25 protein-coding genes are annotated in these 26,616 nt (G+C 73.8%); 17 read left to right on the top strand and 8 right to left on the bottom strand.

The window, feature by feature from the left end; translation table 11 throughout:
- Nucleotides 1–39: 39 nt before the first annotated feature.
- On the top strand, nucleotides 40–660 hold the full coding sequence (locus tag P3T37_RS16550) for a histone deacetylase (protein ID WP_348533244.1): 621 nt from the start codon (nucleotides 40–42) through the stop codon (nucleotides 658–660).
- Here P3T37_RS16550 and P3T37_RS16545 read toward each other — a convergent pair.
- Entirely contained in the window at nucleotides 634–1,095 is a 462-nt protein-coding gene (locus tag P3T37_RS16545; protein WP_280724422.1) for a CBS domain-containing protein, read from the bottom strand. The genes P3T37_RS16550 and P3T37_RS16545 overlap by 27 nt on opposite strands.
- 246 nt (nucleotides 1,096–1,341) lie before the next feature.
- Here P3T37_RS16545 and P3T37_RS16540 point away from each other — a divergent pair, with 246 nt between their 5' ends.
- Nucleotides 1,342–1,848, top strand: a complete 507-nt coding sequence (locus P3T37_RS16540) for a DUF5994 family protein (protein ID WP_280724421.1) — start codon at nucleotides 1,342–1,344, stop codon at nucleotides 1,846–1,848.
- Between the two features lie 76 nt (nucleotides 1,849–1,924).
- Here P3T37_RS16540 and P3T37_RS16535 read toward each other — a convergent pair whose 3' ends face one another.
- Complete coding sequence (locus P3T37_RS16535; RefSeq protein ID WP_280724420.1) at nucleotides 1,925–3,388, bottom strand: NCS2 family permease; 1,464 nt, start codon at nucleotides 3,386–3,388, stop codon at nucleotides 1,925–1,927.
- Between the two features lie 176 nt (nucleotides 3,389–3,564).
- Here P3T37_RS16535 and P3T37_RS16530 point away from each other — a divergent pair, with 176 nt between their 5' ends.
- The gene (locus tag P3T37_RS16530) at nucleotides 3,565–3,831 is read left to right on the top strand and encodes a DUF2530 domain-containing protein (RefSeq protein ID WP_280724419.1); all 267 of its coding nucleotides are present in this window, start codon (nucleotides 3,565–3,567) and stop codon (nucleotides 3,829–3,831) included.
- A 71-nt stretch (nucleotides 3,832–3,902) separates the two neighbouring features.
- Entirely contained in the window at nucleotides 3,903–6,350 is a 2,448-nt protein-coding gene (locus P3T37_RS16525; protein ID WP_280724418.1) for a cation-translocating P-type ATPase, read from the top strand.
- Between the two features lies 1 nt (nucleotide 6,351).
- Here P3T37_RS16525 and P3T37_RS16520 read toward each other — a convergent pair whose 3' ends face one another.
- Both P3T37_RS16520 and P3T37_RS16515 read right to left on the bottom strand, forming a co-directional pair.
- A complete protein-coding gene (locus P3T37_RS16520) occupies nucleotides 6,352–9,663 on the bottom strand; it encodes a molecular chaperone Hsp90 (protein ID WP_280724417.1) in 3,312 nt (1,103 codons plus the stop codon).
- Nucleotides 9,664–9,763: 100 nt separating this feature from the next.
- Complete coding sequence (locus tag P3T37_RS16515) at nucleotides 9,764–10,642, bottom strand: DUF3027 domain-containing protein (protein WP_280724416.1); 879 nt, start codon at nucleotides 10,640–10,642, stop codon at nucleotides 9,764–9,766.
- 787 nt (nucleotides 10,643–11,429) lie between these two features.
- On the opposite strand from P3T37_RS16515, the gene P3T37_RS16510 reads away from it, so the two are divergent.
- Genes P3T37_RS16510 through P3T37_RS16495 form a run of 4 tightly spaced genes read left to right on the top strand, consistent with a single transcriptional unit; the run spans nucleotide 11,430 to nucleotide 14,918 of the window.
- Nucleotides 11,430–12,737, top strand: coding sequence for an MFS transporter (locus P3T37_RS16510; RefSeq protein ID WP_280724550.1), 1,308 nt, complete (start codon nucleotides 11,430–11,432; stop codon nucleotides 12,735–12,737).
- Nucleotides 12,738–12,764: 27 nt separating this feature from the next.
- Nucleotides 12,765–13,394: a hypothetical protein gene (locus P3T37_RS16505; protein ID WP_280724415.1), complete on the top strand. Its 630-nt coding sequence runs from the start codon at nucleotides 12,765–12,767 to the stop codon at nucleotides 13,392–13,394.
- The gene (locus P3T37_RS16500) at nucleotides 13,391–14,077 is read left to right on the top strand and encodes a futalosine hydrolase (protein WP_280724414.1); all 687 of its coding nucleotides are present in this window, start codon (nucleotides 13,391–13,393) and stop codon (nucleotides 14,075–14,077) included. Before P3T37_RS16505 ends, P3T37_RS16500 begins: the two co-directional genes overlap by 4 nt.
- Nucleotides 14,070–14,918: a 1,4-dihydroxy-6-naphthoate synthase gene (locus P3T37_RS16495; protein ID WP_280724413.1), complete on the top strand. Its 849-nt coding sequence runs from the start codon at nucleotides 14,070–14,072 to the stop codon at nucleotides 14,916–14,918. The genes P3T37_RS16500 and P3T37_RS16495 overlap by 8 nt, the downstream gene beginning before the upstream one ends.
- A 21-nt stretch (nucleotides 14,919–14,939) precedes the next feature.
- On the opposite strand, the gene P3T37_RS16490 is transcribed toward P3T37_RS16495, so the two are convergent.
- Entirely contained in the window at nucleotides 14,940–15,323 is a 384-nt protein-coding gene (locus P3T37_RS16490; RefSeq protein ID WP_035798746.1) for a cold-shock protein, read from the bottom strand.
- A 482-nt stretch (nucleotides 15,324–15,805) separates the two neighbouring features.
- Here P3T37_RS16490 and P3T37_RS16485 point away from each other — a divergent pair, with 482 nt between their 5' ends.
- Nucleotides 15,806–16,030 carry a hypothetical protein gene (locus P3T37_RS16485; RefSeq protein WP_280724412.1) on the top strand — a complete coding sequence of 75 codons (225 nt, stop codon included), beginning with the start codon at nucleotides 15,806–15,808 and terminating at the stop codon, nucleotides 16,028–16,030.
- Nucleotides 16,031–16,039: 9 nt separating this feature from the next.
- Here the strand turns inward: P3T37_RS16485 and P3T37_RS16480 are convergent, their stop codons facing one another.
- Nucleotides 16,040–16,669, bottom strand: a complete 630-nt coding sequence (locus tag P3T37_RS16480; protein WP_280724411.1) for an HAD hydrolase-like protein — start codon at nucleotides 16,667–16,669, stop codon at nucleotides 16,040–16,042.
- Between the two features lie 72 nt (nucleotides 16,670–16,741).
- Here P3T37_RS16480 and P3T37_RS16475 point away from each other — a divergent pair, with 72 nt between their 5' ends.
- Both P3T37_RS16475 and P3T37_RS16470 read left to right on the top strand, forming a co-directional pair.
- Nucleotides 16,742–17,695 (top strand): iron-siderophore ABC transporter substrate-binding protein, encoded by a 954-nt coding sequence (locus P3T37_RS16475; protein ID WP_280724410.1) that lies wholly within the window; start codon nucleotides 16,742–16,744, stop codon nucleotides 17,693–17,695.
- A 68-nt stretch (nucleotides 17,696–17,763) separates the two neighbouring features.
- The gene (locus tag P3T37_RS16470; RefSeq protein WP_280724409.1) at nucleotides 17,764–18,654 is read left to right on the top strand and encodes a methyltransferase domain-containing protein; all 891 of its coding nucleotides are present in this window, start codon (nucleotides 17,764–17,766) and stop codon (nucleotides 18,652–18,654) included.
- On the opposite strand, the gene P3T37_RS16465 is transcribed toward P3T37_RS16470, so the two are convergent.
- On the bottom strand, nucleotides 18,644–18,868 hold the full coding sequence (locus tag P3T37_RS16465) for a hypothetical protein (protein ID WP_280724408.1): 225 nt from the start codon (nucleotides 18,866–18,868) through the stop codon (nucleotides 18,644–18,646). The two genes, P3T37_RS16470 and P3T37_RS16465, sit on opposite strands and share 11 nt — an antisense overlap.
- 112 nt (nucleotides 18,869–18,980) lie before the next feature.
- Here P3T37_RS16465 and P3T37_RS16460 point away from each other — a divergent pair, with 112 nt between their 5' ends.
- Entirely contained in the window at nucleotides 18,981–19,577 is a 597-nt protein-coding gene (locus P3T37_RS16460) for a TetR family transcriptional regulator (protein ID WP_280724406.1), read from the top strand.
- Between the two features lie 9 nt (nucleotides 19,578–19,586).
- Here the strand turns inward: P3T37_RS16460 and P3T37_RS16455 are convergent, their stop codons facing one another.
- Nucleotides 19,587–20,666 (bottom strand): hypothetical protein, encoded by a 1,080-nt coding sequence (locus P3T37_RS16455; protein ID WP_280724405.1) that lies wholly within the window; start codon nucleotides 20,664–20,666, stop codon nucleotides 19,587–19,589.
- 148 nt (nucleotides 20,667–20,814) lie between these two features.
- Between P3T37_RS16455 and P3T37_RS16450 the strand changes: the two genes are divergently transcribed.
- The 5 genes from P3T37_RS16450 (at nucleotide 20,815) to P3T37_RS16430 (ending at nucleotide 26,611) form a co-directional block, all read left to right on the top strand.
- Nucleotides 20,815–23,352 carry a helicase-associated domain-containing protein gene (locus tag P3T37_RS16450; RefSeq protein WP_280724404.1) on the top strand — a complete coding sequence of 846 codons (2,538 nt, stop codon included), beginning with the start codon at nucleotides 20,815–20,817 and terminating at the stop codon, nucleotides 23,350–23,352.
- Between the two features lie 11 nt (nucleotides 23,353–23,363).
- Entirely contained in the window at nucleotides 23,364–24,119 is a 756-nt protein-coding gene (pgeF, locus tag P3T37_RS16445; protein ID WP_280724403.1) for a peptidoglycan editing factor PgeF, read from the top strand.
- A 40-nt stretch (nucleotides 24,120–24,159) separates the two neighbouring features.
- Nucleotides 24,160–24,447 carry a hypothetical protein gene (locus P3T37_RS16440; RefSeq protein ID WP_280724402.1) on the top strand — a complete coding sequence of 96 codons (288 nt, stop codon included), beginning with the start codon at nucleotides 24,160–24,162 and terminating at the stop codon, nucleotides 24,445–24,447.
- Entirely contained in the window at nucleotides 24,444–24,878 is a 435-nt protein-coding gene (locus P3T37_RS16435) for a PIN domain-containing protein (RefSeq protein WP_280724401.1), read from the top strand. The genes P3T37_RS16440 and P3T37_RS16435 overlap by 4 nt, the downstream gene beginning before the upstream one ends.
- A 98-nt stretch (nucleotides 24,879–24,976) precedes the next feature.
- Complete coding sequence (locus P3T37_RS16430) at nucleotides 24,977–26,611, top strand: DNA repair helicase XPB (protein WP_280724400.1); 1,635 nt, start codon at nucleotides 24,977–24,979, stop codon at nucleotides 26,609–26,611.
- Nucleotides 26,612–26,616: the final 5 nt, after the last annotated feature.

Here is a 26,616-nt window from a genome sequence, read left to right as displayed (position 1 = left end):
ACCCGACTTGACGGCCACTCAACTCTCACGCCAAAACTCGTGTGGTACGCCGCCTACGGCTCCAACATGCACCTCGACCGGCTGACCTGCTACCTGGCCGGCGGCGTGCCCCCGGGCGGCGCGCACCGCAACCCGGGCTGCCGCGACCCGCGCCCGCCCCGACGGGACGAACCCGTCGTGCTGCCCGGTCGGTTGCACTTCGCGTGGGAGTCCACCGTCTGGACCGGCGCCATGGCCTTCTACGACCCGCTCGCCCCAGACCAAACGCCAGCTCGCGCCTACCTCCTGAGCGCCGAGCAGTTCTCCGACCTCGCCGCCCAGGAGATGCGCCACCCGACCGGCCACGATCTCGACCTGAGCACCGTCCTCGCCTGCGGCCGGGACGAGTTCGGGCCGGGCCGGTACCAGACACTGATCTGCCCGGGGCTGCTGGACGGCATCCCCGTCCTCACCGTGACTGCTCCCTGGCGCATCGCCGACGCGCCGCTCAACGCCCCCGCCGCCCGCTACCTGCGCCATCTCGCCAGCGGCCTGCACACCGCCCACGGCTGGTCCCCCGTACGCAGCGCCGACTACCTCGCCACCCGCCCGGGAGCCGCCGGCACCTGGACGCCGACGGCCGTCCTCACCGCCCTACGCGGCGATCGCCCCGACGAATGACCCCACGGCCACGGCCGCCTCAGCCTTCTCCAAATACAGGACGCCCACGGCGTAGCCGTCGTCGTCCACGACGGGCCAGGCGTCGAACTCCCTGATCCGCATCGCCTCGGCCGCCGAACCGATCGCCATGCCGGGCCAGGCGAACGGTCCGCTCTGGCGCACGATGGACCGGACGGGGGTGCGCGCGGTGTACCAGGAGCGCGGCAGGTACGGCGCGAGCTGAGCCCGGGTCACCAGCCCCACGCACCGGCCGTCGCTGCCGGACACCAGCAGGTGGTCGACCTGCGCGCCGCAGAGGATCTCCAGCGCCTTGTCCACGAGGGTGTCGTCGGAGATCTGGTGCCCGGGTCGGTTCATCGCCTTGGCGACGGTCGAAGGACGGCTGCCGGCCGTCGCGGTGGTCGAGCTACTCGTTCGGGTGATGGCGATAGTCACGGTCGCACCGCTGCCTGTCCCGGGGCGGGCCTGCACCCGCCCGGTGTTGTCGCTCACCCTGGACGACGCCGGAACGAGGACCGGAATACGAAGTGCCCTGGGTAGCCCCACCCTACTCCGCCGTTCAGCCCGGCAGCGGAGTACCGTCGAAGGTACCGAGGACCTACCGCACGTCGGCGACCGCGCCGGTGTCGCCCTGGGCAGCAGAGTCGGCCTCCGCAGGAGCCGAGACAGGCGGCACGCGCCATGGTGTCGAAGAGCACGGCATCGAACGACCTCCCCCTACGTCCGTACCGGACCTCCCGCCGCCACCTCTCGCCGCTCTACCCGCTGCCCTCCCGCCCCCGGCTGAGCCTGGAGCCGACCCTCACCCGCGCCGGCATGTTCGACGGCGCCTGGTGGCCTCGCTCCCGCGACGTCGAAGCCGAACTGCCGTGCCTGATCACGGCGTTGACGGCCCACCTCGGTCACATCAGCCGCGTCGGCCTGGACACCTCCGGCTGGGACGACATCCCGCGCTGCCTGACCGTCGACGGCCTCGCCATCCGCATCGGCCGGTTCTCCGCCGGCGCCGACACCGTCAGCGTGACCCGCAGCCTGGACGACCACTTCCTCCTCCTGGTCGTCCCCCCATGGGCCACCGCCACCGAGGCCGCCACCGCCATGACCGCCGCCGCCCGCCCCGGCAACCGCGCCACCGCCGCCCAACTCCTCGCCCCACCCCGCCAGTTCCTCGCCGAGCCGACCACCTGACACACCGCCTGCGCCCCAACGCCGCGGGCCCTCCCGCGCCGGTCGCGCGGAAGGGCCTTAGAGCAGGGGCAGTCGGCTACGCCAGGCCGAGGGCCGGGATCATGTAGTAGAAGACGAAGACCGCCGCGACCGCGTACAGCGGCAGCGAGACCTCGCGCCACCGTCCCGTGGCGATGCGCAGGATGCAGAAGGTGATGAAGCCCATGCCGATGCCGTTGGTGATCGAGTACGTGAACGGCATCAGGACCATGGTCAGGAAGGCCGGCATCGCGATGGTGTAGTCGTTCCAGTCGATCTCCCGGATGGAGTTCGCCAGGATCAGGAAGCCGACCGTGACCAGGGCCGGGGTGGCGGCCTGGGCGGGGACCATGGTGGCCAGCGGGGTGAGGAAGAGCGCGATCATGAAGAGCGCGCCGGTGACGATGCTGGCGAAGCCCGTCCGCGCGCCCTCGCCGACGCCGGCCGTCGACTCGACGAAGCAGGTGTTGGCCGAGGAGGAGGTCGCGCCGCCGAGGGCGGTGGCGATGCCGTCCACCATCAGGACCCGGCTCATGCCGGGCAGGTCGCCGTTCTCGTCCAGCAGGTGGGCCTCGTCGGCGACGCCGAGGATGGTGCCCATCGCGTCGAAGAAGCTCGACATCAGCACCGTGAAGACGAAGAGCACGCCGGTCAGCAGGCCGACCTGGTGGAAGCCGCCGAACAGGCTGACCTTGCCGACCAGCGAGAAGTCCGGCGCGGCGACCGGGTTGCCGGGCCACTTGGGCACGGTCAGACCCCAGACGTCGGCGGGGATGGTGGCGAACTTCTCGATGATCAGCGCGACCACCGTCATCGTCACGATCGAGACCAGGATCGCTCCGGGCACCTTGCGCACCACCAGGACCATGGTGAGCAGCAGGCCGAGGATGAAGACCAGCACCGGCCAGACCACCAGGTGGCCGGTGGAGCCGAGTTCCAGCGGGACGGTGGTGTGCGCGGCGTCCGGGATGCGGCTGACGAAGCCGGAGTCGACCAGGCCGACCAGCGTGATGAAGAAGCCGATGCCGATCGCGATGGCCTTGCGCAGGCCGAGCGGGACGGCGTTCATCACCCGTTCGCGCAGGCCGGTGGCCACCAGGAGCATGATGGCGAGCCCGGCGAGCACGACCATGCCCATGGCGTCCGGCCAGGTCATCTTGGGGGCCAGCTGGAGCGCCACGATGGTGTTCACGCCGAGGCCGGCGGCCAGGCCGATCGGGACGTTGCCGATCACGCCCATCAGCAGGGTGGTGAGCCCGGCGGTGAGGGCGGTGGCGGTGACCAGCTGGCCGGTGCCCAGGTGCGTGCCGTGCATGTCGACGGCGCTGGACAGGATGATCGGGTTCAGCACCAGGATGTACGCCATGGTGAAGAAGGTGGCGACACCGCCGCGGATCTCCCGGGGGATGCTGGAGCCGCGTGCCGAGATCTTGAAGTAGCGGTCCAGAACGCCCGCAGGCGTGTGCGGCGCCTGCTGGTGGGGCTCGGGCGACTCGGTGGTCGGCTGGGCCACGGATGGCATGCGATGTCCTCTGGTGGGGGCGCAGAAGGATGGGGCGAAAGCATGGGGGTTGGGGGCCTCCAAGTATGAATTGCCGGTCGTGCACGCGCTATCTTCGCGCGTAGAACCCGGCGCCGGGACAGACACCCGGAGCCGGGACGGACGGACGCGGGCGGCCCCCCGTAGGCTTGGGCCTCATGCCGAAGATCGCGCTGCGCCCCTCGCCCCCGCCGCTGGAAACCAACGACGTCGCGATCGTCGGCGCGGGCACGGCACTCTGGTTCCTGGCCTTCGTCGTCCTGCTCCCGTTCCACAGCACCCTTCAGGCCCAGGGCCACGGACACGGCAACTGGCAGTGGGTCTGCCTCAGCGGCGGACTGCTCGGACTGATCGGCCTCTGGTACTGCCGGGCCCGCCGGGCGGCCATCCTGCGCGACCGCGCGGCCGGCACCGATCAGCCTTAGGGCACTCGGACGGCCCGAAATCGGATGTAAGTAGCACGCACCGGACATTTCGCGCCCGTAGAGTCGGTGCCATGACCCACCCTGCGGAGGACACAGCCGACCCCGGCCCCGCCCGGGCGGAGGCGGCGGTCGATCCGGCCCCCGGCGCCCACGCCAGCCGCCCCGGCCAGGGCCGGCGGCACGGGCTGACCGCCGCCGAGGTGGCCGAGCGGGTCGCCCGCGGCGAGGTCAACGACGTCCCGGTGCGCTCCAGCCGCTCGATCGCCGAGATCGTCCGGGCCAACGTCTTCACCCGCTTCAACGCGATCATCGGCGTGCTGTTCGGGATCATCCTGGTGGTCGGCCCGATCCAGGACGGGCTGTTCGGCCTGGTGATCGTCGCCAACACCGCGATCGGCATCGTCCAGGAGGTGCGCGCCAAGCGGACCCTGGACAGCCTGGCGCTGATCGGCGAGGCCAGGCCCGAGGTCCGCCGGGACGGGCAGGCGCAGCAGGTGGCCGTCGCCGAGATCGTGCTGGACGACACCGTGCTGCTCGGCATCGGCGACAAGGTGATCGTCGACGGCCTGGTCAGCGAGGCGGACGGCCTGGAGATCGACGAATCACTGCTCACCGGCGAACCCGATCCGGTGCTCAAGCAGCCGGGCGACCCGATGATGTCCGGCAGCTTCGTGGTGGCCGGCGCAGGGGCGTTCACCGCGACCAAGGTGGGCCGCGAGGCGTACGCGGCGCAGCTCGCCGAGGAGGCCAGCCGGTTCACCCTGGTCAGGTCGGAGCTGCGCAGCGGCATCGACACCATCCTGCGGTTCATCACCTGGCTGCTGGTGCCCACCGCGCTCGGTCTGGTGATCAGCCAGTGGTCGGTGGAGCACAACGACTGGCGCGAGGCGATCCGCCGCACGGTGGCCGGCATCGTGCCGATGGTCCCCGAGGGCCTGGTGCTGCTGACCTCGGTGGCGTTCGCGATCGGCGTGGTGCGGCTGGGCCGCCGGCAGTGCCTGGTGCAGGAGCTGCCCGCGATCGAGGGCCTGGCCCGAGTGGACACCGTCTGCCTGGACAAGACCGGCACCCTCACCGAGGGCGGCATGGACGTGCTGGAGCTGCGCCCGCTGGACGGCGCGCAGCAGCAGTCGCTGCGGAGCGCGCTCAGCGCGATGGGCGGCGCGGACGCCCGGCCCAACGCCAGCATGCAGGCGGTCATCGACGCCTACGGCCCGGGCGAGCCGGACGGGCGGGAGTGGCGGGTGCTGGAGGCCGCGCCGTTCTCCTCCGCGCGCAAGTGGAGCGGCGTGGAGCTGCTGGAGCCGGGCGGCACCGAGGCCAGCTGGCTGCTCGGCGCTCCCGACGTGCTGCTGCCGGACGGCCACCCGGCGCTCGCCGAGGTGGACGAGCTGGGCGCCCAGGGCCTGCGGGTGCTGCTGCTCGGCCGCACGCCCGTCCCGCTGGACGCCCCGGACCCGGCCAAGGACCTCCAGCCGCTGGCCCTGGTGGTGCTCCGGCAGCGGGTCCGCCCGGACGCCGCCGAGACCCTGCGGTACTTCGCGGACCAGCGGGTGGACGCCAAGGTGATCTCCGGCGACAGCGCGGTCTCGGTCGGCGCGGTGGCCGCCGGCCTCGGCCTGCCCGGCGCCGAGCGCCCGGTGGACGCCCGGACGCTGTCCGCCGATCCGCTGGAGCTGGCCGACACCGTGGAGCGCACCACCGTCTTCGGCCGGGTCTCCCCGCAGCAGAAGCGCGACATGGTCGGCGCGCTTCAGTCGCGCGGCCACACGGTGGCGATGACCGGCGACGGCGTCAACGACGTGCTGGCGCTCAAGGACGCCGACATCGGCGTGGCGATGGGCTCCGGCAGCGAGGCGACCCGCGCGGTCGCGCAGATCGTGCTGCTGGACGACCGCTTCGCCACGCTGCCCTCGGTGGTCGCCGAGGGCCGTCGGGTGATCGGCAACATCGAGCGGGTGGCCAGCCTCTTCCTGGTGAAGACGGTCTACTCGGTGCTGCTGGCCCTGCTGGTGGTCTTCACCCAGCTGCCGTACCCGTTCCTTCCCCGGCACTCCACCGTGCTGAGTTCGCTGACCATCGGCATCCCGGCCTTCTTCCTGGCGCTGGCGCCGAACAACGAACGGGCCAGGACCGGCTTCGTGAAGCGGGTGCTGCGGATCGCGGTGCCCGGCGGCGTGATCGCCGGGACCGCCACCTTCACCGCGTACGCGCTGGCCCGCTCCGACCACGCCACCGACCTGACCGCCGACACCAGCGTCGCCACCCTGACCCTCTTCCTGGTGGCGATCTGGGTGCTGGCGATCGTGGCCCGGCCCTACAGCTGGTGGCGGCTGCTGCTGATCGGCACCATGGGCGGGGCCTTCGCCCTGGTGCTGACCGTGCCGTGGCTCTCGAACTTCTTCCAGCTGAAGCTGGTCGGCCTCCGGGACCCGTTGACCGGCGTCGCCATCGCGCTGGCGGCCGGGCTGCTGCTCGAACTGGTCTGGGTCTACGTCCGACACAACCTCAAGGAGTGAGTCACCCCTCGAAGTCCCGTGCGGCCGACAGCTCGTAGGCCCGGTCCGGCTCGGTGAGCGCGGCCAGCACCTCGAACCGCCGGTGCCACTGCCCGACCGACCAGGCCAGCCCGGCCGCCAACCCCTCCGGGGTGGCCGCGTGCAGCAGCCCCGGCACCGGCGGCACCTCGAACTCATCGTCCTCATCGGCAACTTCGGCCGACTCCGGGTCGTACGGCAGTTCGGGGGCCGACGCCGAGGTGTCCCAGCGCCAGTCGATCGCCGCCTCCTCGCCGTCCGGCCCGACCACCAGCAGCTCCTCGTGCTCCTCGTAGACGGCCGGGCAGCCGGGCAGCAACTCCCTTACGAACGCCGGGACCCGGTGCAGCGAGCCGTCCGAGAGCACCCGGCCGCCGGCGATCTCGCTGGCCAGCGAGACGTGCAGGCGCTCGGCCAGGGCCGCCGCCAGCGCGGGGGCGACCGGCAGCAGCGGGTACGGGTGCAGCAGCTGCACCAGGTCGGGCGCGTCGGCGACGACCGCCTCGGTGGCGTCCACCAGCACGGTGTGCGCCGGGCGCCGCCCGCTCTGCTCGTCCAACGGCGGCAGCGCCCGGACGGTGTCGAGGGATTCGACGTCGTCCACGGCGGCCAGCGCCGAGTAGATGCCGTGCAGTTGGCGGTGCGAGACCTCGCTGGCCGGGTCGGTCAGCCGGTCCAGCAGCTCGTCCGGGCCGTGCGGCTCGGCCAGCAGCGCGGTGAGCGTGGTGCGCACCCCGAGCGCGTGCAGGAACTGCTCGTCCAGCGTGGTGCGGGCCTCGTCGTAGAGGCCGCGCAGCAGCGGGTCGGCGCCGGCGGCGCGCAGCCCGGCGGGCTCCTTGCCGTCCAGCACCGGGTGGTCGCGCAGCCACCAGGCGGTGTACGGCGGCAGGTCGGTGTACGTGCCGCCGGGCAGCAGGACCCGGACGGGGGTGACCACCGCGTCCCGGTACGGCGGGCGGGCCAGCAGTGCGAGCGCCTCGGGCCAGGCCTCCTCGTCCACCAGGTCGAGGTCCCGGACCGCCAGCAACTCGGCGGCCACCGGCGGCACTCCGTACTCGACATCGTCCGCGTGCAGGGCCTCCAACACGTCCTCGCACCAGTCGGCGAGGCCGTCGGGCGCCTCGTCCAGCAGGCCGGTCGGCGAACCGCCGGCCGCCCGGTCGGCGGGGGCGGTCGGGTCGAGGCGCTCCAGGTCGTCCGGGTCGAGCACCACGTCCTCCGCGCGGACCAGCACGAAGCCGCTCAACACGCCCGCCGCCGAGAGGACTTCGGCGCCCCAGCGCTCCAGCAGCTCCTCGTCCACGTACGGCGCGTCCTCCGGGCGGGCCAGCCGGGCCAGCGGGCTGTCCGGGAGGATCAGTTCGCCGGCCCGGGAGAGCTCGCCCTCGTCGTCCAGCAGGGCGAGCCGGGCCAGCCACGGGTGGTCGCCCGGCCGGGCCTCGGCCGCCTTGACCAACGCCAGGACGGCGTCGGCCAGTTCGGCGGCGGCCTCGAAGTCGTCCTCGCCGGCCTCCAGCGAGCGCGCCACGGCGGCCCGCACCTCCGGGGTCTGCAGGATCCCGGCCGGGGTGGCGGTGACCGCGCCCAGCTTGGCCAGCAGCGGGTGCGCGGCGTCGGGGTGCGCGAGCCGCAGGTCCAGGCGCTCCAGGGCCTCGGCCAGCGCCTCGGGGTAGCCGGGGTAGCCGGCCCAGTCGGCGGCGTCCGAGGGCAGCAGCACCCGGCGCGGCCCGGTCACCGTACGGCCGGTGGCCAGCGGCACCGGCAGCGAGCCGAGCGCCTCCGGATCGGCGCCGAGCAGCGCCGCGTACAGGCTGCGCCACCAGGACGGCTCGCGCTCCAGGCCGCCGAGCTGGTCCACCACGTCGGCCAGCGGGATCCGCCGCACCTGGAGCGCGCGCAGCTCCGAGCGGCGCTCCAGGCCGGCCGGCAGCAGCCCGGGGAAGATCGGCGCGAGCGCCTCGACCACCGAGCCGTCGGCCCCCTCGACGAGCGTGGCGTCGCGCGGGCGCAGCGCGGGCGTGCCCTCCTCGACGGGGGCCGGGTGCGGCAGGAACGCGGTGCCGGGCAGCCGGCCGAGGATCGCGGCGCGCAGCGCGTTGTCCAGCGTGCCCTGCCCGAGCGGGCCGGGCACCAGCGCCAGCGAGCCGAGGTCGGCCCCGCGGGCGCGCAGCAGCTCGGCGTACGCGTCGGCCGCGCGCTCGGTCAGGTAGTCCGCCAGCGGGCCCGGCGCGACGTGTCGGCGGGTCGGGTCCAGCGGGTAGGAGGCGATCAACAGGGCCGGGACGCCGAGCGGTTCGTCGCTGGGGGTGGGCGAGTGCAGGACCGGCGCCACCGGCAGCGGCTGCGGGGTGCCGGATGCCGAGACCGGGACGGCCCAGGTGACCGTCCAGTACGGGCGGGCCCGCTCCTCGACCGGGCGGTCCACCAGCAGTTCGGCGGGGAGCGCGCCGGTGGCGGTGACGGTCTGCCAGACGGACTGCCCGGCGTGCGTCTCGTCGTGGTCGGTCAGGGTGACCACGCCCAGGCCGTGTTCGGTGCGCTCGGCGGCCGAGCGGGTCAGCGTGCGGCTGCGGCCGTCCGGGGTCTCGACCACCACCTCGGCGATGCCGGGCAGGGTGAGCAGCAGCGCGTCGTCGATGCCGTCCAGCAGGCGGCGGGTCAGATCCTCGGCGGCGGCGTCCCGCAGCTTGAGCAGCACCACGGTGTCGTAGCCGGCCGGCGGCTCGCCCTCGGCGGGCAACGGCAGGCGCAGCAGCGGGACATGGCCGTCGCGGCGGCGCAACTCCTCAGCCAGCTCCGGGTGTTCGCCGGCCCGCTGGTCGGCCAGCGCCTGCGCGGCGGCGAGCGACCAGCGCACCCCGCCCTGGGTGCTGAGCAGCATCGGCTCGTCGCTGACCGCCAGTACGGCCGCGAAGCCGACGCCGAAGCGGCCCACCGTCGGGTTCGCGTCGGCGCGCTTGGAGGAGGCGCGCAGGGTGGAGAGCGACTCGACCGCGGCGGCGTCCAGCGGGGCGCCGGTGTTCGCGGCGGCCAGCACGCCGTCCCGCAGGGTCAGCCGGAGCCGGCCGGGGCCCTGCCCGGCCCGGCCGGCGGCGTCCGCGGCGTTCTGCGCGAGCTCGACCACCAGCCGGTCGCGGTAGCCGCCGAGGGCCAACTCCTCCTCGGCGTTGGCGTCCTCGCGGAAGCGCGCCGGGGAGGCCGCCCAGGCGTCCAGGACCCGGCGCCGCAGGGCGGCCGTGTCGAAGTGGTCGGCGGCCTGTTCGTCGCCGCCGCTGCCGATGATGCGAGGCTCCACTGGACCTGCCGCCTTCCCCGTCGTCACACCTGACCTGCCGTCGGGGCATTCTCCCCCGTACGGGCAGGCCGGCCGACCAACGGGGCCGCCATCAGTGCTGTTACGAGTGGCCGAGCTCCTCGGCCGGGGCGTCGGGCTCCACCGAGCCGCTGGTGCGGTCGGGGTGAAGCTGCATCGGCTCGACCACCAGCTCGTCCAGGATCAGCTCGGACGGCGCCGTCGCGGCCGGCAGCACGACGGCCTCGGAGTGGCCGCCGCAGCCGTACGCCAGCGAGACGATCTGCCCGTCGGCCGGACCGTACTCGTTGCCGCAGACGCCGAACGCCTGGCCCAGCGAGCCGCCGATCGCGATCAGGAACCCGCAGCTGGTGCAGGAGGCCGGCGCGGACTGCGCCATCGGGGTCTCTGCGCCGTGCGTCTTCTCCCAGCGGTCGGCCGCCAGGTGCAGGCCGAGCCGGGAGAGCACCCGGGGACGGGACATCCCCAGCTCGGCGGCGATCGCGCCGATCTGCGCGCGGGCCGGGGCGGGCTGGACGGTGGGGTCCGAGAGGTCCAGATCCTCGTCACCGTCGAAGATCGCCGAGTTCGGGGCCGGCTCGTCCTCGCCGGTCCAGCCGGGCTCCAGGCGCAGGTCGTCGGCGTCGGTCGGCAGCAGGTCGCCGGGGCCGAGGTCGCCCGGGCGCAGGCGCTCGCTCCACGGCACCCACTGCGGCGCCAGCACGGCGTCCGGTCCGGGCAGCAGCACGGTCTCGTCCAGGGTCACCAGCTTGGAGCGCGGCGCGCGCGCCACGGTGACCGCCCAGTGCCAGCCGCGGTAGGCGGCGTCCACGCACTCGAAGGTGTGGGTGACGACCCGCTCGCCCTCGGCCTGAACCCCCAGGTGGGCACCGACGGCCTCTGCACCGACTGCGTCGACCGCTGCTTGCCTGGCGAGTTCGACGGCCTCGGCACAGAGCCGATCGGGGGTACGGCTTCGCATCGCAGCACTCACGGCGTCGGTTCTCTCCCAGTCTCTTACCTGCAGCCTATCGCCGGCAGCCCGGCCGGGCCGGTGCCGGGCAGTCGCGGCCGTCGTGCACGGGCCCGCCGCCGGGTGCGGGAATCCCCCCGGGCGTGGCGTCGTGTCGGACGAACCGCTGGTACCGCTCGCTCGTGGTACCGCTCCCTATTCTGCGCGAACCGGGCCGGTCCGTGGACCGACCGCGCCGCCGTCGGGCGATACCGTCCGTCCCCCTGCGCGATCACCAAGGCAGCGGTACGCGTAGTGCAGGCTACCCGTCGCCCCGGCTCCGGCGACAGTCCGGGAAGTCCGAGGCCACTCCGCAACCCGGCCGCGACCGGCTCGCGACCTGCCCGCGACCCGGGCCAGGCCCGGTCCGGCGCGGTCTTCGCAGGACCTCCAAACGCTGCTCGAACAGGCCGAGCCGCGCCGAGTGAAGCGGAATCTCTCGTCGCACACCGGATTGTCAGGCAGGATTGCCTGTGTGGCGGACGAAAACCCGTCGCAGCACGCCCTGCACGCTTCACCGCCTGCCAGGTCGGACCAGGTCGAACCCGAGGACGGGCGCGGCGGACCGGCGGCGGAGCCGGTGCCCGTGCCGCGACAGCAGACCTCGGTCCCCCCGGTGGACTCTACGGATCCACCGCCGGAGGGCGATTCCCCGGCGCCCCCGACCCAAATCGACACAGTCGAGTTCGCGGCGGTCGAAGCGCGCCGCAACGTCCTGGTCCGCGGCGCCTCCGCGGCCGGTCTCACCACCGGCCGGGTGGTGCACGGCACCGGCCGCCGGATCCGCAAGGCCACCTCCGCCGACGGCGCGGGCGAGTCGGGCCTGGCCAAGCTGATCGAACTGCACGCGCTGAACTCCTTCGGCGACATGCTGATCACCATCGCGCTGGCCTCCACCATCTTCTTCTCCGTCCCGACCGGCGAGGCCCGCGGCCGGGTGGCGCTCTACCTGGTCGTCACGATGGCGCCGTTCGCGCTGCTCGCCCCGGTGATCGGCCCGCTGCTCGACCGCGTCCCGCACGGCCGCCGGGCCGCGATGGCGATGTCGATGCTGGGCCGCGCCGTGCTCGCCTGGACGATGGCCGGCACGATCACCGACGGCAACCTCGCGCTCTACCCGGAGGCGCTCGGCTGCCTGGTCGCCTCCAAGGCGTACGGCGTGGTGCGCAGCGTGGTCGTCCCCCGGTTGAAACCGGCTCGGGTGACGCTGGTCAAGGCCAACTCGCGGGTCACCCTGGCCGGCCTGCTGGCCACCGGGATCGCCGCGCCGGTGGGCGCGCTGCTGCACCTGATCGGGCCGTCCTGGCCGCTGCGGGGGGCGTTCCTGGTCTTCGTGATCGGCACCCTGATGGCCTTCCACCTGCCGCACCAGGTGGACTCGGCCAAGGGCGAGCAGCGGGCCGTGCTGCACGCCTCCCCCGCCCCTCATCACGAACAGCCCGACGAGGCCGCCAAGCCGCCGAAGGCCACCCTGCGCACGGTCGGCCCGGCCGTGGTGCTCGGCCTGCGCGCGGTCGCCGCACTGCGCGGGCTCTCCGGCTTCCTGATGCTCTTCCTGGCCTTCCTGCTGCGCGCGGATCCGGTCGGCGGCCTGGCCCCGACCGCCGCGCTGGGCCTGGTGGCCGTCGCCGCGGGCGTCGGCAACGCGCTCGGCTCGGTCTTCGGCTCCTGGCTGCGCACCCGCGGCGGGGAGGTCACCGTCACCGCCATGCTGCTGCTGGCCACCACCGCGGCCGCGGCATCCGCCCTCTGGTACGGCCTGGTGACGATGCTGGTGGTGGCCGCGGTCGCCGGAGTGGCGGGCTCGCTGGCCAAGCTGGCGCTGGACGCGCTGATCCAGCGCGACGTCCCCGAGGCGGTCCGGACCTCCACGTTCGCCCGTTCGGAGACCCTGATGCAGCTCTCCTGGGTGGCCGGCGGCACGCTCGGCATCCTGCTGCCGCTGAACGGCACGCTGGGCCTGTCGATCGCCGCGGGGGTGCTCGCGGTGGTCCTGCTGTGGACGGTCGTCGCGCTGCTCCGCTCGGGGGTTCGCAGCGGCGCACCGCACCCCCGCGTCGCGTGATCGTCAGAGTTGGGTAGCCTTCGGTCCATGAGCCTCAGCACCCGTGTCATCGCCGGTCTCGGCGCCGTTGTCGTGATCGGCGCCGGCACGCTCGGCGGGTCGATCGCCTATGCATCCGGCAAGAACGCACCGGTGGGGAGCCGCGCCACCGTCACCGTCGGCCGCAACTCCCACGCGTACGAGCCTTCCTGCTACAACGCGGGCAAGCCGTTCGACGCCGCCGCGAACGCGGCCTGCGGCGCGCTGTCGAAGTCGACCGGCAAGTTCCCGGTCATCAACGTGGAGACCGCGGACCAGATCGGCGTCGGCGTCGACCCGAACACCGCCAAGAACGGCTGGCAGGCCTACACCAACGGTGGCAGCAGCAGCCAGGGCGGCGGCGGCACCCCGATCGCCAAGCAGCAGAAGAACAACACCTTCTCGGGCCTGCAGCCGGCGGCGAACCTCCTCACCTCGACCCGCGACACCACGGTCACCATCGTCGAGTTCGACCCGAAGACGGCCAACTCGCAGCAGCCGAACATCATCGCCGTCTGGTTCGTGACGCTGCGGGACAACGCCCAGCCGCCCGCCTCGCCGCTGTCGCAGGACCCGTCGCAGGGTCAGGGCCAGGGCCAGGACCCCTCGCAGGGCCAGGACCCGTCCCAGCAGCAGTGACGGACCACGTCGCAGCACCCGACGACCAGCAGCCGGAGGCCCGGCTGCTGGTCGTCGTCGCCGTTGCGGCCGAAGCCGAGGCGGTGCTGCGCGGCGCCCCGGCCGGCCGGGTCGAGGTGCTGACCGCCGGCGTCGGCCCGGCGGCGGCCGCCGCGGCCACCGCCGGTGCGCTGGCCGTTCGGCGCCACCCGCTGGTGCTCTCCGCCGGGATCGCCGGCGGCTTCGCCCCGCACGCGCCGATCGGCGCCGTGGTGGTCGCCGACGCGATCGTCGCCGCCGACCTGGGCGCCGAGACGCCGGACGGCTTCCGGGACGTCGCCGCGCTCGGCTTCGGCACCGTCCGGCACACCCCGCCGCCCGGCACCGTCGCGCTGCTGGCGGCCGCCACCGGCGCCGTCACCGGCCCGATCCTCACCGTCAGCACGGTCACCGGCAGCGCCGCCCGGACCGCCGAGCTGAGCGCCCGCCACCCCGGCGCGGCGGCCGAGGCGATGGAGGGCTTCGGCGTCGCCGAGGCCGCCGCCCGGTACGGCGTGCCGGTGGGCGAACTGCGCGCCGTCTCCAACACCGTCGGCCCGCGCGACCGCTCCGCCTGGCGGATCGGCGAGGCGCTCGGGGCGCTGGAACGGGCCTTCGCCGCCCTTCCGTACGAGAAGCTCCTCCTGGAGGTGGACGGTGGCTGAGCCACTGCGGATCGCGTACTCCCCCTGCCCCAACGACACCTTCGTCTTCCACGCCTGGGCGCACGGCCTGGTCCCCGGCGCGGACGCGCCCGAGGTGCTCTTCGCCGACATCGACGTCACCAACGGCCTCGCCGAGCGCGGGGAGCTGGACGTCCTGAAGATCAGCTACGGCGCGCTGCCCTGGGTGCTGGACGAGTACGCGCTGCTGCCCTGCGGCGGGGCGCTGGGACGCGGCTGCGGGCCGCTGGTGCTGACCCGGCCGGACGCCTCGGCCGACCTCAGCGGCAAGCGGGTCGCGGTGCCGAGCGAGCGTTCGACGGCGTACCTGCTGTTCCGGCTCTGGGCCGCCGAAGCGGTGCCCGGCGGGCTCGGCGAGATCGTCGTGCTGCCGTTCCACGAGATCATGCCGGCCGTCCGGGACGGCCGGGTGGACGCCGGACTGGTGATCCACGAGGCCCGGTTCACCTACCAGCAGTACGGCCTGGCGAAGCTCGCCGACATGGGCGAGGCCTGGGAGCGGAGCACCGGCCTGCCGATCCCGCTGGGCGCCATCGTCGCCCGCCGCTCGCTGGGCGCGGCCCGGCTGCAGGAGATCGCGGAGGCGATCCGCGGCTCGGTGCGGGCCGCCTGGGAGGAGCCGGCGGCCTCCCGCCCGTACGTGCTGGCGCACGCCCAGGAGATGGACCCGGCCGTCGCCGACCAGCACATCGGGCTCTACGTCAACGAGTTCACCGCCGACCTGGGCGAGGCCGGCTACGCGGCCGTGCGCGGGCTGCTGACCAGGGCGGCGGCCGAGGGCCTGGTCCCCGCGATCGGACCGGACGCGCTGGCCTTCCCGTAGCGGACGGCCAGCGCGTGCGGCTCAGACGTCGAACTGGTCCGCCACCGCGCGCAGCAGGGCGGCGAGCTGCGGGCCGGCCGGCTTGGTCGGGTAGCGGCCGTGCTGGAGCCCGGGCAGGATGCCGTCCAGCGTGGTGATCAGGTCCTGCACGATGGGTGCCATGTCGTCGGCGCTGCGCCGCTGCGCGGCGGCCACCGAGGGCAGCGCGTCCAGCAGGGTCACCGACATCGCCTGTTCGCCGCGATGCCCGGCGACCACCCCGAACTCCACCCGCTGACCCGGCTTGAGCACACTCACCCCGGCGGGGAGCGCCTTGCTGTGGACGAAGACGTCATCGCCGTCGTCGCGCGACAGGAAGCCGAAGCCCTTCGTCTCGTTGAACCACTTGACCTGGCCGGTGGGCATCTCGACATTCCTTGGTGTGGAGGTGGGCACCCCGGCAGCTGAACCGGGGAACCGAACGGAGTGGTGGGGCCGGACCTGGCTCGGCACGTCCGGAATCAGTGACAGGTGGACGCGGAGCAGATGGACGGCTGGGCAACGGGCCGTCATTCGCGGGCTTTCGCCGCAGACTAACGACCGCTCAAGGGTTTCACTCGCGTACGGCCGGGGCACGGTGCCCGGCTCTGGCGCGGGCGGGCGGCCAGGGTACGGCGGGACCGGGTCGCGACGCGGCACTCTCCACTGGCTCACACCCCCTGGCAGGAAGCGGGGTCGTCGGTGACCCCGTGCGAGACCTTGCATACCCCTGTCTGCCTGCGGTCAAAACTCCCTGTCCACGAGGAACCGCAGGCAGTGACGGCCCGTCAGGCCGCCGGGAGCCCCGCCGGAGCTCCCGTCTGCGAGACTGGGACGTCCGCCAGCACCCAAATGTCAGGAGATCCGTGGTGAGCAGCGATGCCGGCGAGCGCCTGGTCCGGACCGGCGCCATCGTCTTCTGCGTGGGCGCGCTGGCCACGATCGTGACCTTCGTGCCGCTCTTCCTGCACCTCACGCCGCTGCCGACGCCGGCGTACTGGGCGAGCATGCTGATGCCGCTCGGCTTCCTGCTCGCGCTGGTCGGCCTGTACCGCTCCGCCCGCGCCCAGCGCCGCCGCGCCGACGCCGCGTAGCCGCTGCGCTCAGCGCGCCAGGTGCCCGGCCAGCCAGCCGGGGAAGGCGGTCAGGTCCGCCAGCACCACGTCGGCGCCGGCCGCGGTGAGCTCCTCGGCCGCGTACGGGCCGGTGGTCACCCCGACCGCCACCGCACCGGCCGCGCGGGCACCGACGATGTCGCCCAGGTGGTCGCCCACGTAGACGCTGGCGCCCAGCTCGCGCAGTGCCGTGCCCTTGGTCTCCGCCCAGAGGTCGCCGACCACCGCGTCGGACTCGATGCCCGCGTGCTCCAGGTGCAGGCGCGCGTTCGGCTCGTACTTGCCGGTGATCACGACGACCCGGCCGCCGTGGGCGCGGACCGCGGCCACCGCCTCCAGCGCGCCCGGCAGCGGGACGGTCGGCGCGAAGGCGTGGTCGCGGTAGAGCGTGCGGTAGCGGGTGAGCATCTGCGGGATGTGCTCCGCGGGGAACCAGTTGGCCAGCTCGTCGGCGAGCGGCGGACCGAGCCGGGTGACCACCAGGTCCGCGTCGATCGGCACCCCGGTCTCGGCGACGAGCGCCTCGTAGGTCGCCTTGATGCCCGGACGGGTGTCCAGCAGGGTCATGTCGAGGTCGAAACCGACGGTGAGCAGGGCGGGAGCGGCAGAGGTAGGCATACGGGCCAGCCTAGCCAGGCCCGCGAGCGGGTTCTGCGCGATGATGGGCGCACCGACCGCCAGGGAGCGCCGATGCCTCGTCAACTGACGCGCCGGGCCGTGCTGGGCACGGCGGCGGCGGCCGCACTCGGCGCCTGTACGCCGCTGGGCGGCCGAGCCGCGGTGGCGCCGACAGCCCAGCCGAGCAGCATCGTCGGCACCGCGAACGGGCCGGTGGCGGTGGCGGCCGCACCCCTGCGGGTGGTGGTGCTGGACACCGCCGAGCTGGACTCCGTGATGACCCTGGGGATCACGCCGGTCGGCGCCTCCCGCCCGGCGGCCGACCGGACCCTGCCCGGCTACTGGCCGGCCTCCCGGCTGGCCGCGGTGGCCGGTACCGGGGCGGTCGCCGATCCGGACTTCGCGCTGGTCAGGGCACTGCGGCCGGAGCTGATCCTGAGCAGCCGGGTGCGCGACGCCGCCCGCTACGAGGCACTGCGGGAGATCGCCCCGACCGTGCTCAGCGAGACCACCGGCTCCCCCTGGAAGGCCAACTTCCAGCTGCACGCCCAGGCGCTCGGCCGCCTGACGGAGGCCGCCGCGATCGTCACCGCCTACCGCGGCCAGGTCGCGCAGGTGTCGCGCGCCCTCGGCGGCCCGGGCGGCACCTCGGCGAAGCACGTCAGCCTGGTGCGGTTCGTCCCGGGCGGGCGGATCCGGCTTTACGGGCGGCAGAACTTCCCCGGCACGCTGCTCGCCGACCTCCAGCTCGGCCGGCCCGCCGCACAGAACGTCGACCAGTTCGACGTCGAGATCACGCTCGACCAGCTCGCCGGCGCGGACGGCGACGTCCTGCTCTACGCCACCTACGGCGATCCGGCCGCGGCCGGCACCACCGCCGCACTGGCCTCCCCGGGCTGGCGGGCACTGAGCGCGGTGCGGGCGCACCGGGCCTTCCCGGTGGACGACCAGCTCTGGTTCGAGGGCATCGGGTACACCGGCGCCGAACTGGTACTGGCCCAGCTCCAGTGCCTGCTGGGCTCTTAGGGCCTGTCCGGCCGATAGGGCCTCCCGACATCTTGTGACGTACGCCACAGCGGGCCCACCATGGCGATATGACGAACACTCAGACCAGAGGTGAGTCAGCATCCGACGAGCAGTCCGGATCCGGGGCACGGCGGCGCAAAGCCGCGCTGGCCCGCGCCTTCTCGCTCGCCGCCGACGAGTACGACGAGGCCAACGGCCCGTTCTTCAACCCGGTCGGCGTCCGACTCGCCCAGCTGGCCGGGCTGCGGCCCGGTGATCGCGTCCTGGACGTCGGCTGCGGCCGCGGAGCGGTGCTCTTCGCCGCGCTCGCCGAGGTCGGACCCGAGGGGTACGTGGCCGGCGTGGACCTCGCGCCCGGGATGGTCCGGGCCACCGCCGCGCAGGCCGCCGGACGGGGACTGCGCAACGTCAGCGTCCGGGTGGACGACGCCGAGTCGCTGGGGTTCCCGGACGGCTCGTTCGAGGCGGCGCTCTCCTCGTTCGCGCTGATCTTCACGCCCGACCCGCAGGCCGCGCTGGACTCGCTGCACCGGGTACTGATCCCGGGCGGGCGGCTCGGCTTCACCGCCTTCGGCGCCGACGAACCCGGCTGGGACCGTCCGATGGCGGCACTGAACGCCTTCCTGCCGCCCGAGGCGGCGCGCCGCCGGCAGAGCAGAGCGGCCAAGTTCAACCCGCTGGGCCGCAGCGCCGAGGAGGCCGCCGAACTGCTGCACCGGGCCCGGTTCACCGACCTGCGGACGGTCGAGCACCCCGCCGCGACGCACTACCCCGACGCCACCGCCTGGTGGCAGTCGCTGCGCGCCGGGGGCTGGCGCGGGCTGCTGGAGAGCATCCCGGCCGAGCGGCTGGACGAGGCGCGCGCGGCCGCCCTCGCCGAGCTGGCCCCGCTCGCCCGGCCGGACGGCAGCCTGGTCCGCCGGACGGCGATCCGGTACACCACGGCGCTCAGCGGGTAGCGGACGCGCGCTTCGTGACGGCGGAGTGCGCCCGGAACAGCACCGGGATGACGCCGTACGACACCACCGGCACCACCAGCGCGGTCAGGATCAGGGTGCGCATTGCCAGCGGGAGATGGGCGGTGTGCGGGCCGAGCAGGGTCGAGGCGAGGGTGATCGTCGGGTAGACGGCCAGCCAGGTGATCAGTGCGCGGTGGTGGATGTTCGGTTGCACGGGAGCCCCCTGAGGCGTCGAAGGAGAGAATCTCCAACTGGATAGTTGGAGTCTGCCACGGACTCCGACCAGAGTCCAACCATTCAGTTGGAGATTGCCGTACGCTGCACCCATGGCATGGGACACCGCAAAGACCAAGCAGCTGCTGCTCGACGCCGCCGTCCGGGAGTTCGCCGAACACGGCCCGCAGGGCGCCCGGGTGGACCGGATCGCCAAGCTCGCCGGCGTCAACAAGGAGCGGATCTACCAGTACTTCGGCAACAAGGAGCAGCTCTTCGGCCACGTCATCGAGCAGGAGCTGAGCCGAGTGATGGCCGTCGCCTCACCCGATCCGCAGGACTGCGCCAGCCTCGGCGAGTACGCCGGGCGGCTCTTCGACGCGCACACCGCCGACCCCACCTTCCTGCGGCTGCTGCGCTGGGAGGGACTGCTGGTCGGGGACGGTCCGGTGGTCGGCGACGCCGAGCGCGCGGCGCACTACGCGGAAAAGGTCGCCGCCGTGGTCCGCGCGCAGCAGGCCGGGACGGCGACCTCCGAAGTCGCGCCGCAGCACCTGCTCTACGCGGCCTTCGCGATGGCGGCCTGGTGGTTCGCGGCTCCCCGGGTGATCGCGATGATCATGGCGGACCTGCCGAACGACAGCACCGAGAGCCGCCGCGCGGCGCTCGTCCAGCTGGTCGACCGGCTGAGCCGAGCTGACGTGAACTGAGCAGCGGCTCTACGCCTGGGAGCGCCGGCGCATCGCCACGACGAACAGGAAGAGCGCCGAGAGCACCGCGGCCAACCGCAGCACCCCGGGGGTGGAGGTGAAGACGGCGTGCGTCATCGGCGCCCCCTTCGCCAGCGGCTCGCCCCAGCGCCCGGTGCTGCGCCCCCAGAACCAGAAGGCGGACACCGTCATGGTGATCAGCGGGATGCCGATCACCGCGAACCGCTTGGTCAGCTCACCCAGCTGCTGCGAGAGGTAGCCGAGCACCCAGCCGGCCAGCATCACCAGGATCAGCCCGGTCACCGACCCGCCCACCAGCACCGCCGCGGAGAGCAGCAGCAGCGGTGAGGGGCGGCGGCCGGCCAGGAACCCGCGGCTGGGCAGCGGCTGCGCGTCCACGACGTCCGCCGCAGCGGTCACCGGCGCGATCCCCGGGCGGCGCTGCACCGGGATCCAGCGCGACCGGGCGGCCGGCGGCTCCACCGCCGCGACCTCCTCCGGCGGCTCGGCGGCCTCGGCGGGCTCGGTGTCGTCGGGCGGGAACGCGATCTGCACGGAGTCCCAGCCGGGGTAGTCGGCGGCCGTGGCCCTCGGCAGCACCGGACCGGGTGAGACCGGCGCGATCAGCCAGGCCGGCGGCTGCTCGGGCATCGGCGGGAGTACCGGCGGCGCGGCCACCGAGCGCTTGCGGAAGATCGAACGGGACTGCTGCACCGGGACCTCCGGCGCCGGCGGCCCGGCGGGCTGCGCGGGACCGGCGACGGACCGGCTCTCGGTCGACCGGCTCGGCGGCACCGGCTTCGCCAGGCTCGGTCCGGGTCGGACCGGACCCGGCCGCACCGGGCCGGGTGCCGCGAACTCGGCGGGGTCCACGACGTAGACGCCGTCGCCGCCGTCGCCGCCCTGCGGCTCGTCCGACGCCTCGTCCGAGGCCTCCTCCGGCGGGGTCGCGGCGCCGATGACCCGCCAGGGACCGTCCACCCGCCACCACTCACCGCCCGACAGGCCGCCCGTGTACCCGTCGGCGTGCCCTTGCGACCGGTCCTCCGGGCGCCCGCCCGGCTGTCCGTCCGACTGCCCACCCGCCATTGCCAGCCACCCTGTTCCGTACGCCAGGCCCTGCCGCCCGCTGACGCTACCGACTGCCGCCCCTCGACGCGACCCACCTACCCGCCCAGCAGAACCCGTACCCGGTCACGGCTCCCGGGCTTCACCTGGGCCGACTACTCTGGATCGGATGACCACTGAGCCGAACGGACAGCCCGGCAGGGCCCGCACCCTCGCCGAAGAGCTCCGTGCCCGCAGCGACGATGCGCTGGCCACCCTGCTGCGGCTGCGCCCCGATCTGCTCAACCCGGTCCCGAGCGATCTCACCCAGCTCTCCGCCCGGCTCTCCAGTCGGGCCTCGGCGCTGCGGGCGCTGGAGCGCCTGGACCGCTTCACCCTCCAGGTCGCCGAGGCGCTGGCCGCGGCCCCCGACGGCAGTCCGGACACCGTCGCGCGCGACCTGCTGGCCGGCCCGGCCCGGGTCAAACCGCACCCGGCCGCCCAGCCGGTGGAGCGGGCGGCCGTCGTCGCCGCGCTCCCCAAGGCACTGGCCGCACTGCGCGACCGGGCCCTGCTCTGGGGTCCGGACTCCGCGTTGCGCCTGGTGATCGCGGTCCGCGAGGCGCTCGCCCCGACCAGCTCGGCCCCCGGCAGCACCCGGCTCGGCCCGACCCTGGCCGAGGCCACCCTGGGGATGTCCCCTGCCCGGTTGCAGCAGCTGGTGACCGGTGCCGGCCTGCCCGGCACGGCCGACCCGGTGACCGGCGTGGCGGCGCTGAGCGGGCTCTTCACCGACCGCAAGCGGTGCGCCGCGCTGCTCGCGCAGGCTCCGGAGGCCGCCCTCGGCGTGCTGGACAAGCTGGTCTGGGGCCCGCCCACCGGCACCGTCCCGGACGCCGGCCGCCCGGTGACCGTCGGGGACGCGCGCAGCCCCGTCGAATGGCTGCTGGCCCGCGGTCTGCTGCTGCCCTCGGGCCCGGGCACCGTGGTGCTGCCGCGCGAGCTGGCACTGCACCTGCGCGGCGGGCGCAGCCACCAGGTGGTCGAGCCGGCGGCGCCCGCGCTGGTGCCCACCGTCGAGCGCGATCCACAGGCTGTGGACAGCGCGGCGGCCGGCCAGGCGTACACGGCGGTGCGCACCATCGAGGAGCTGCTCGACTTCTGGGGGCTGCAGCCCCCCGCCACGCTGCGCGCCGGCGGCCTCGGCGTCCGCGACCTCAAGCGCACCGCGCTCACCCTGGACTGCTCCGAGCAGCAGGCCGCCTTCTGGCTCGAACTCGCCTACGGCGCAGGCCTGCTGGCCCCGGACGGCGAGAGCTCCGAGTCGCCCGCCCGGATCGGCGAGGTCTGGGCACCCACCCCCGCGTACGACCTCTGGCTCCAGCAGCCGGTCACCGAACGCTGGGAGCTGCTGGCCCGGACCTGGCTGGCCGCCACCCGGGTCGCCGGACTGATCGGCGCCCCCGACGGCAAGGGCAAGGCCCGCGCCCCGCTCGGCCCCGAGCTCGACCGGGTGCTCGCCCCCGCCACCCGGCGCGCCGTCCTGGAGCTGCTGGCCCAGCTCCCGCCCGGCGGCGTGGCGGACCCGGCCACCCTGCTGGCCGTCCAGCGCTGGCACCGCCCGCTGCGCGGCGGCGCGGCCGGCCCCGACGGCCTGGACCTGCGCGAGCAGCTCACCGGCTGGACCCTCACCGAGGCCGAGCTGCTCGGCCTCACCGGCCGCGGCGCCCTCGCCGCCCACACCCGCGCCCTGCTGGCCGGCGAGGACCCCGGCCCGGTGCTCGCCCCGCTGCTGCCCCGCCCGCTGGACCACGTGATCCTGCAGCCCGACCTGACCGCGATCGCACCGGGCCCGCTGCTCACCCCGCTCTCGCAGGCCCTCTCGCTCTGCGCCGAGATCGAGTCCAAGGGCGGCGCGACGGTCTACCGCTTCACCGCCGAATCGATCCGCCGCGCACTGGACGCCGGACGCAGCGCCGCCGACCTGCACGTCTTCCTGGGCCAGCACTCCCGCACGCCCGTACCGCAGCCGCTCAGCTACCTGATCGACGACGTGGCCCGACGGCACGGCGTCATGCGGGTCGGCGCCGCCTCGGCGTACCTGCGCTGCGACGACGGCGGCCTGCTCGCCGAGGTGCTCGCCGACCGCCGCACCGTCGAGCTGCGGCTGCGGCTGCTCGCGCCCACCGTGCTCGCCGCCCAGGCCCCGCCCGAGACCGTGCTCGCCGTGCTGCGCACCATGGGGTACGCGCCGGCCGCCGAGTCCTTCGAGGGCGACCTGCTGATCACCCGGCCCGACAGCCACCGCACCCCGCACCGCAGCGCGCCCACCCCCGTCTCGGAAGGCCCCTCGACGCCGGACGCCGTGCTGCTCGGCGCCGCCGTCAAGGCGATCCGGGCCGGCGACCGGGCGGCCACCGCCGTCCGCCGCGAGACCGTCACCGGGCCGGCCGCCAACCGCCCCCCGCAGGGCCCGGCCCGCACCGACACCCGCCAACTCCCGCGCACCGCCGCCGCCGACACCCTCGCCGCGCTGCAGACCGCCGTGATGCTCGGCGAACGGATGTGGATCGGCTACATCAACGCCGAGGGCCTGGCCTCGCAGCGCGTCATCGACCCGGTGAAGGTCGAGGGCGGCTTCGTGACCGCCTTCGACCACCACGCCGAGAAGCTCAACACCTTCGCCCTGCACCGGATCACCGGCGTCGCCGAACTCGACGAGAACTGAGGCCCGTCAGCATGGAACCCGCCGGCACCGAACTCGCCCCCGGCATCCGCTACGCCGTCACCGACCGCCACGGCGGCTTCAGCGGGCCTCCGTTCGACTCCCGGCACCTGGGCGGCGCGACCGAGGACAGCTACCAGGACGTGCTGCGCAACCGCGAGTCGACCGCGCGCGAGCTGGGCCTGGCGCCGGACCGGGTGGTCTGGATGCGGCAGGTCCACAGCGCCACGGTGGCCCGGGTCTCCCGGCCCTGGGGATCGGACGCCCCCGGCCTGGACGCCGTCCTCACCGACGAGCCCGGCCTGGCCCTTGCCGCGCTGGCGGCGGACTGCGCCTCGGTCCTGCTCGGCGACCCGGTGGCCCGACTGGTCGGCGCCGCACACTCCGGACGCGTCGGCACCCTCGCCGGCGTGGTGCCCAACCTGGTCGCCGCGATGGCCGAGGCCGGCGCCGAACCCGCCCGGATGACCGCCCTGGTCGGCCCGATGGCCTGCGGCCGCTGCTACGAGGTCCCCGAGCCCATGCGCGCCGAAGCGAGCGCCACCCTCCCCGCCCTCTGGTCCACCACCCGCCAGGGCACCCCCGCCCTGGACATCCGCGCCGCCATCACCGCCCAACTCACTGCCGCCGGCCTCACCGAGATCCGCCACGACCCCCGCTGCACCATCGAGGACCCCGACCTCTTCTCCCACCGCCGCGACCACCGCACCGGCCGCTTCGCCTCGTACATCTGGCTGGAGGACCGAAGCCAAGGCTCGGTCACCATGTAAGGATCTGCTCACCATCCAGATCCGGGAGTACCATCGTGATATGAGCGTCACACATGAACTCCCGGTGAGCCGGACGAGAATCGGTCAGCGCGGCAAGATGGTGATCCCTGTCGCAATCCAGAACACCGTCCACGTGGGCGAGGGCACCGAGGTCGTCATCCGCTCCCTGGGCGAGGGCACCTTCATCGTGGAGACCCTCGACGCCGTCAAGCGCCGACTGCGCGCAGCCGCCCCCGTCGGCGACGGGGACTCGGCCGCCGAGGCCCGCGAGGACGCCGCGGAAGAAGAGGCTGCCGAGAACGACACCGCCCGGCACGGCGCCCCGTGACTCATGTCCTCGATTCCTCGGCCGTCCTCGCCTGGCTGTTCCAGGAACGCGGCGAAGAGGTCGTCGACCCGGTCCTGACCGGTGCCACGTTGACCACGACCAACCTTGCGGAGGTATGCCGCCGGGCTGAACAGCGCGGATATCAGCGGGCCACCGCCGACCTCGCCGAGGATCTCGTCAGCGCCGGGCTGACCCTGGAGGAGACCGTCACCCCTGCCGACGCGGTGCGCGCGGCCGAACTGATCCGGCTCTCCTACGACGAGCGCGACTGCCGCACCAGGCGGGGCGAGGAGAAAACCGCAGTCCTGTCACTCGGTGACGGCATCTGCATCGCGGTGGCCGAGCGCCTCGGCCTGCCCGCGATGACCAGTGACCGGGCCTGGAAGGACCTGGAGAACCTCTTCCACACCAAGGTCGTCCTGATCCGCTGACCGGCCGCTTCGCCTCGTACATCTGGCTGGAGGACCGAAAGCGCCCGGAGTGAGCGACACTGGAGGGTCTGCGTCTGACCGATGGAGGATCGCTCAAAGTGAACGACGGCCCGCTGATCGTACAAAGCGACAAGACTCTGCTGCTGGAGATCGACCATCCCACAGCCGCCGAGTGCCGCCGAGCCATCGCGCCCTTCGCCGAGTTGGAGCGCGCGCCCGAGCACGTCCACACCTATCGGGTGACTCCGCTGGGGCTGTGGAACGCGCGGGCTGCCGGGCATGACGCGGAGCAGGTGGTGGACGCGCTGGTGAAGTACTCGCGCTACCCGGTGCCGCACGCGCTGCTGGTGGACGTCGCCGACACGATGGCGCGGTACGGGCGGCTGAAGCTCAGCAAGCACCCGGTGCACGGGCTGGTGCTGACCACCACCGACCGTCCGGTGCTGGAGGAGATCCTGCGGTCGAAGAAGATCATGCCGCTGGTCGGCGCCCGGGTCGACCCGGACACCGTGCTCGTGCACCCCTCCGAGCGCGGGCAGATCAAGCAGACGCTGCTCAAGCTCGGCTGGCCGGCCGAGGACCACGCCGGGTACGTGGACGGCGAGGCGCACCCGATCGAGCTGGACCAGAACGGCTGGCAGCTGCGCCCGTACCAGCAGCAGGCGGTCGAGGGCTTCTGGCACGGCGGCAGCGGTGTCGTGGTGCTGCCCTGCGGCGCGGGCAAGACGCTGGTCGGCGCGGCGGCGATGGCGGAGGCCAAGTCGACCACGCTGATCCTGGTCACCAACACCGTCTCGGCACGGCAGTGGAAGCACGAGCTGGTCAAGCGGACCTCGCTGACCGAGGACGAGATCGGCGAGTACAGCGGCACCAGGAAGGAGATCCGCCCGGTCACCATCGCCACGTACCAGGTGATGACGACCAAGCGGAAGGGCAGCTACGCGCACCTGGAGCTGTTCGACGCCCGCAACTGGGGCCTGGTGGTCTACGACGAGGTGCACCTGCTGCCCGCGCCGGTCTTCAAGTTCACCGCCGACCTCCAGGCCCGCCGCCGGCTCGGGCTGACCGCCACGCTGGTGCGCGAGGACGGCCGGGAGGGCGACGTCTTCTCGCTGATCGGGCCCAAGCGGTTCGACGCGCCGTGGAAGGAGATCGAGGCGCAGGGCTACATCGCGCCCGCCGACTGCTGCGAGGTCCGGGTCACCCTCACCGACTCGGAGCGGCTCGCCTACGCGACCGCCGAGCCGGAGGAGCGCTACCGGTACTGCGCGACCACCGCGACCAAGCGCCGGGTGGTGGAGGCGCTGGTCAAGAAGCACGAGAAGGACCAGACCCTGATCATCGGGCAGTACATCGACCAGCTGGACGAGCTGGGCGAGGTGCTGAACGCCCCGGTGATCAAGGGCGAGACCAGCAACGCGCAGCGCGAGAAGCTGTTCGAGGCCTTCCGCACCAAGGAGATCAGCGTCCTGGTGGTGTCGAAGGTCGCGAACTTCTCGATCGACCTGCCGGAGGCCACCGTCGCCATCCAGGTCTCCGGGACCTTCGGCTCCCGTCAGGAGGAGGCCCAGCGGCTGGGCCGGGTGCTGCGGCCGAAGGCCGACGGGCACTCGGCGCACTTCTACTCGGTGGTCGCCCGGGACACCGTCGACCAGGACTTCGCCGCCCACCGGCAGCGCTTCCTGGCCGAGCAGGGGTACGCGTACCGCATCATCGACGCGGACGACGTCTAGGCGCC

It is taken from the genome of Kitasatospora sp. MAA4 (assembly GCF_029893355.1).
Taxonomy (GTDB): Bacteria; Actinomycetota; Actinomycetes; order Streptomycetales; family Streptomycetaceae; genus Kitasatospora.
Note: the sequence above shows the minus strand (reverse complement) of the source record. Positions and strands in the feature narration are given on the sequence as shown.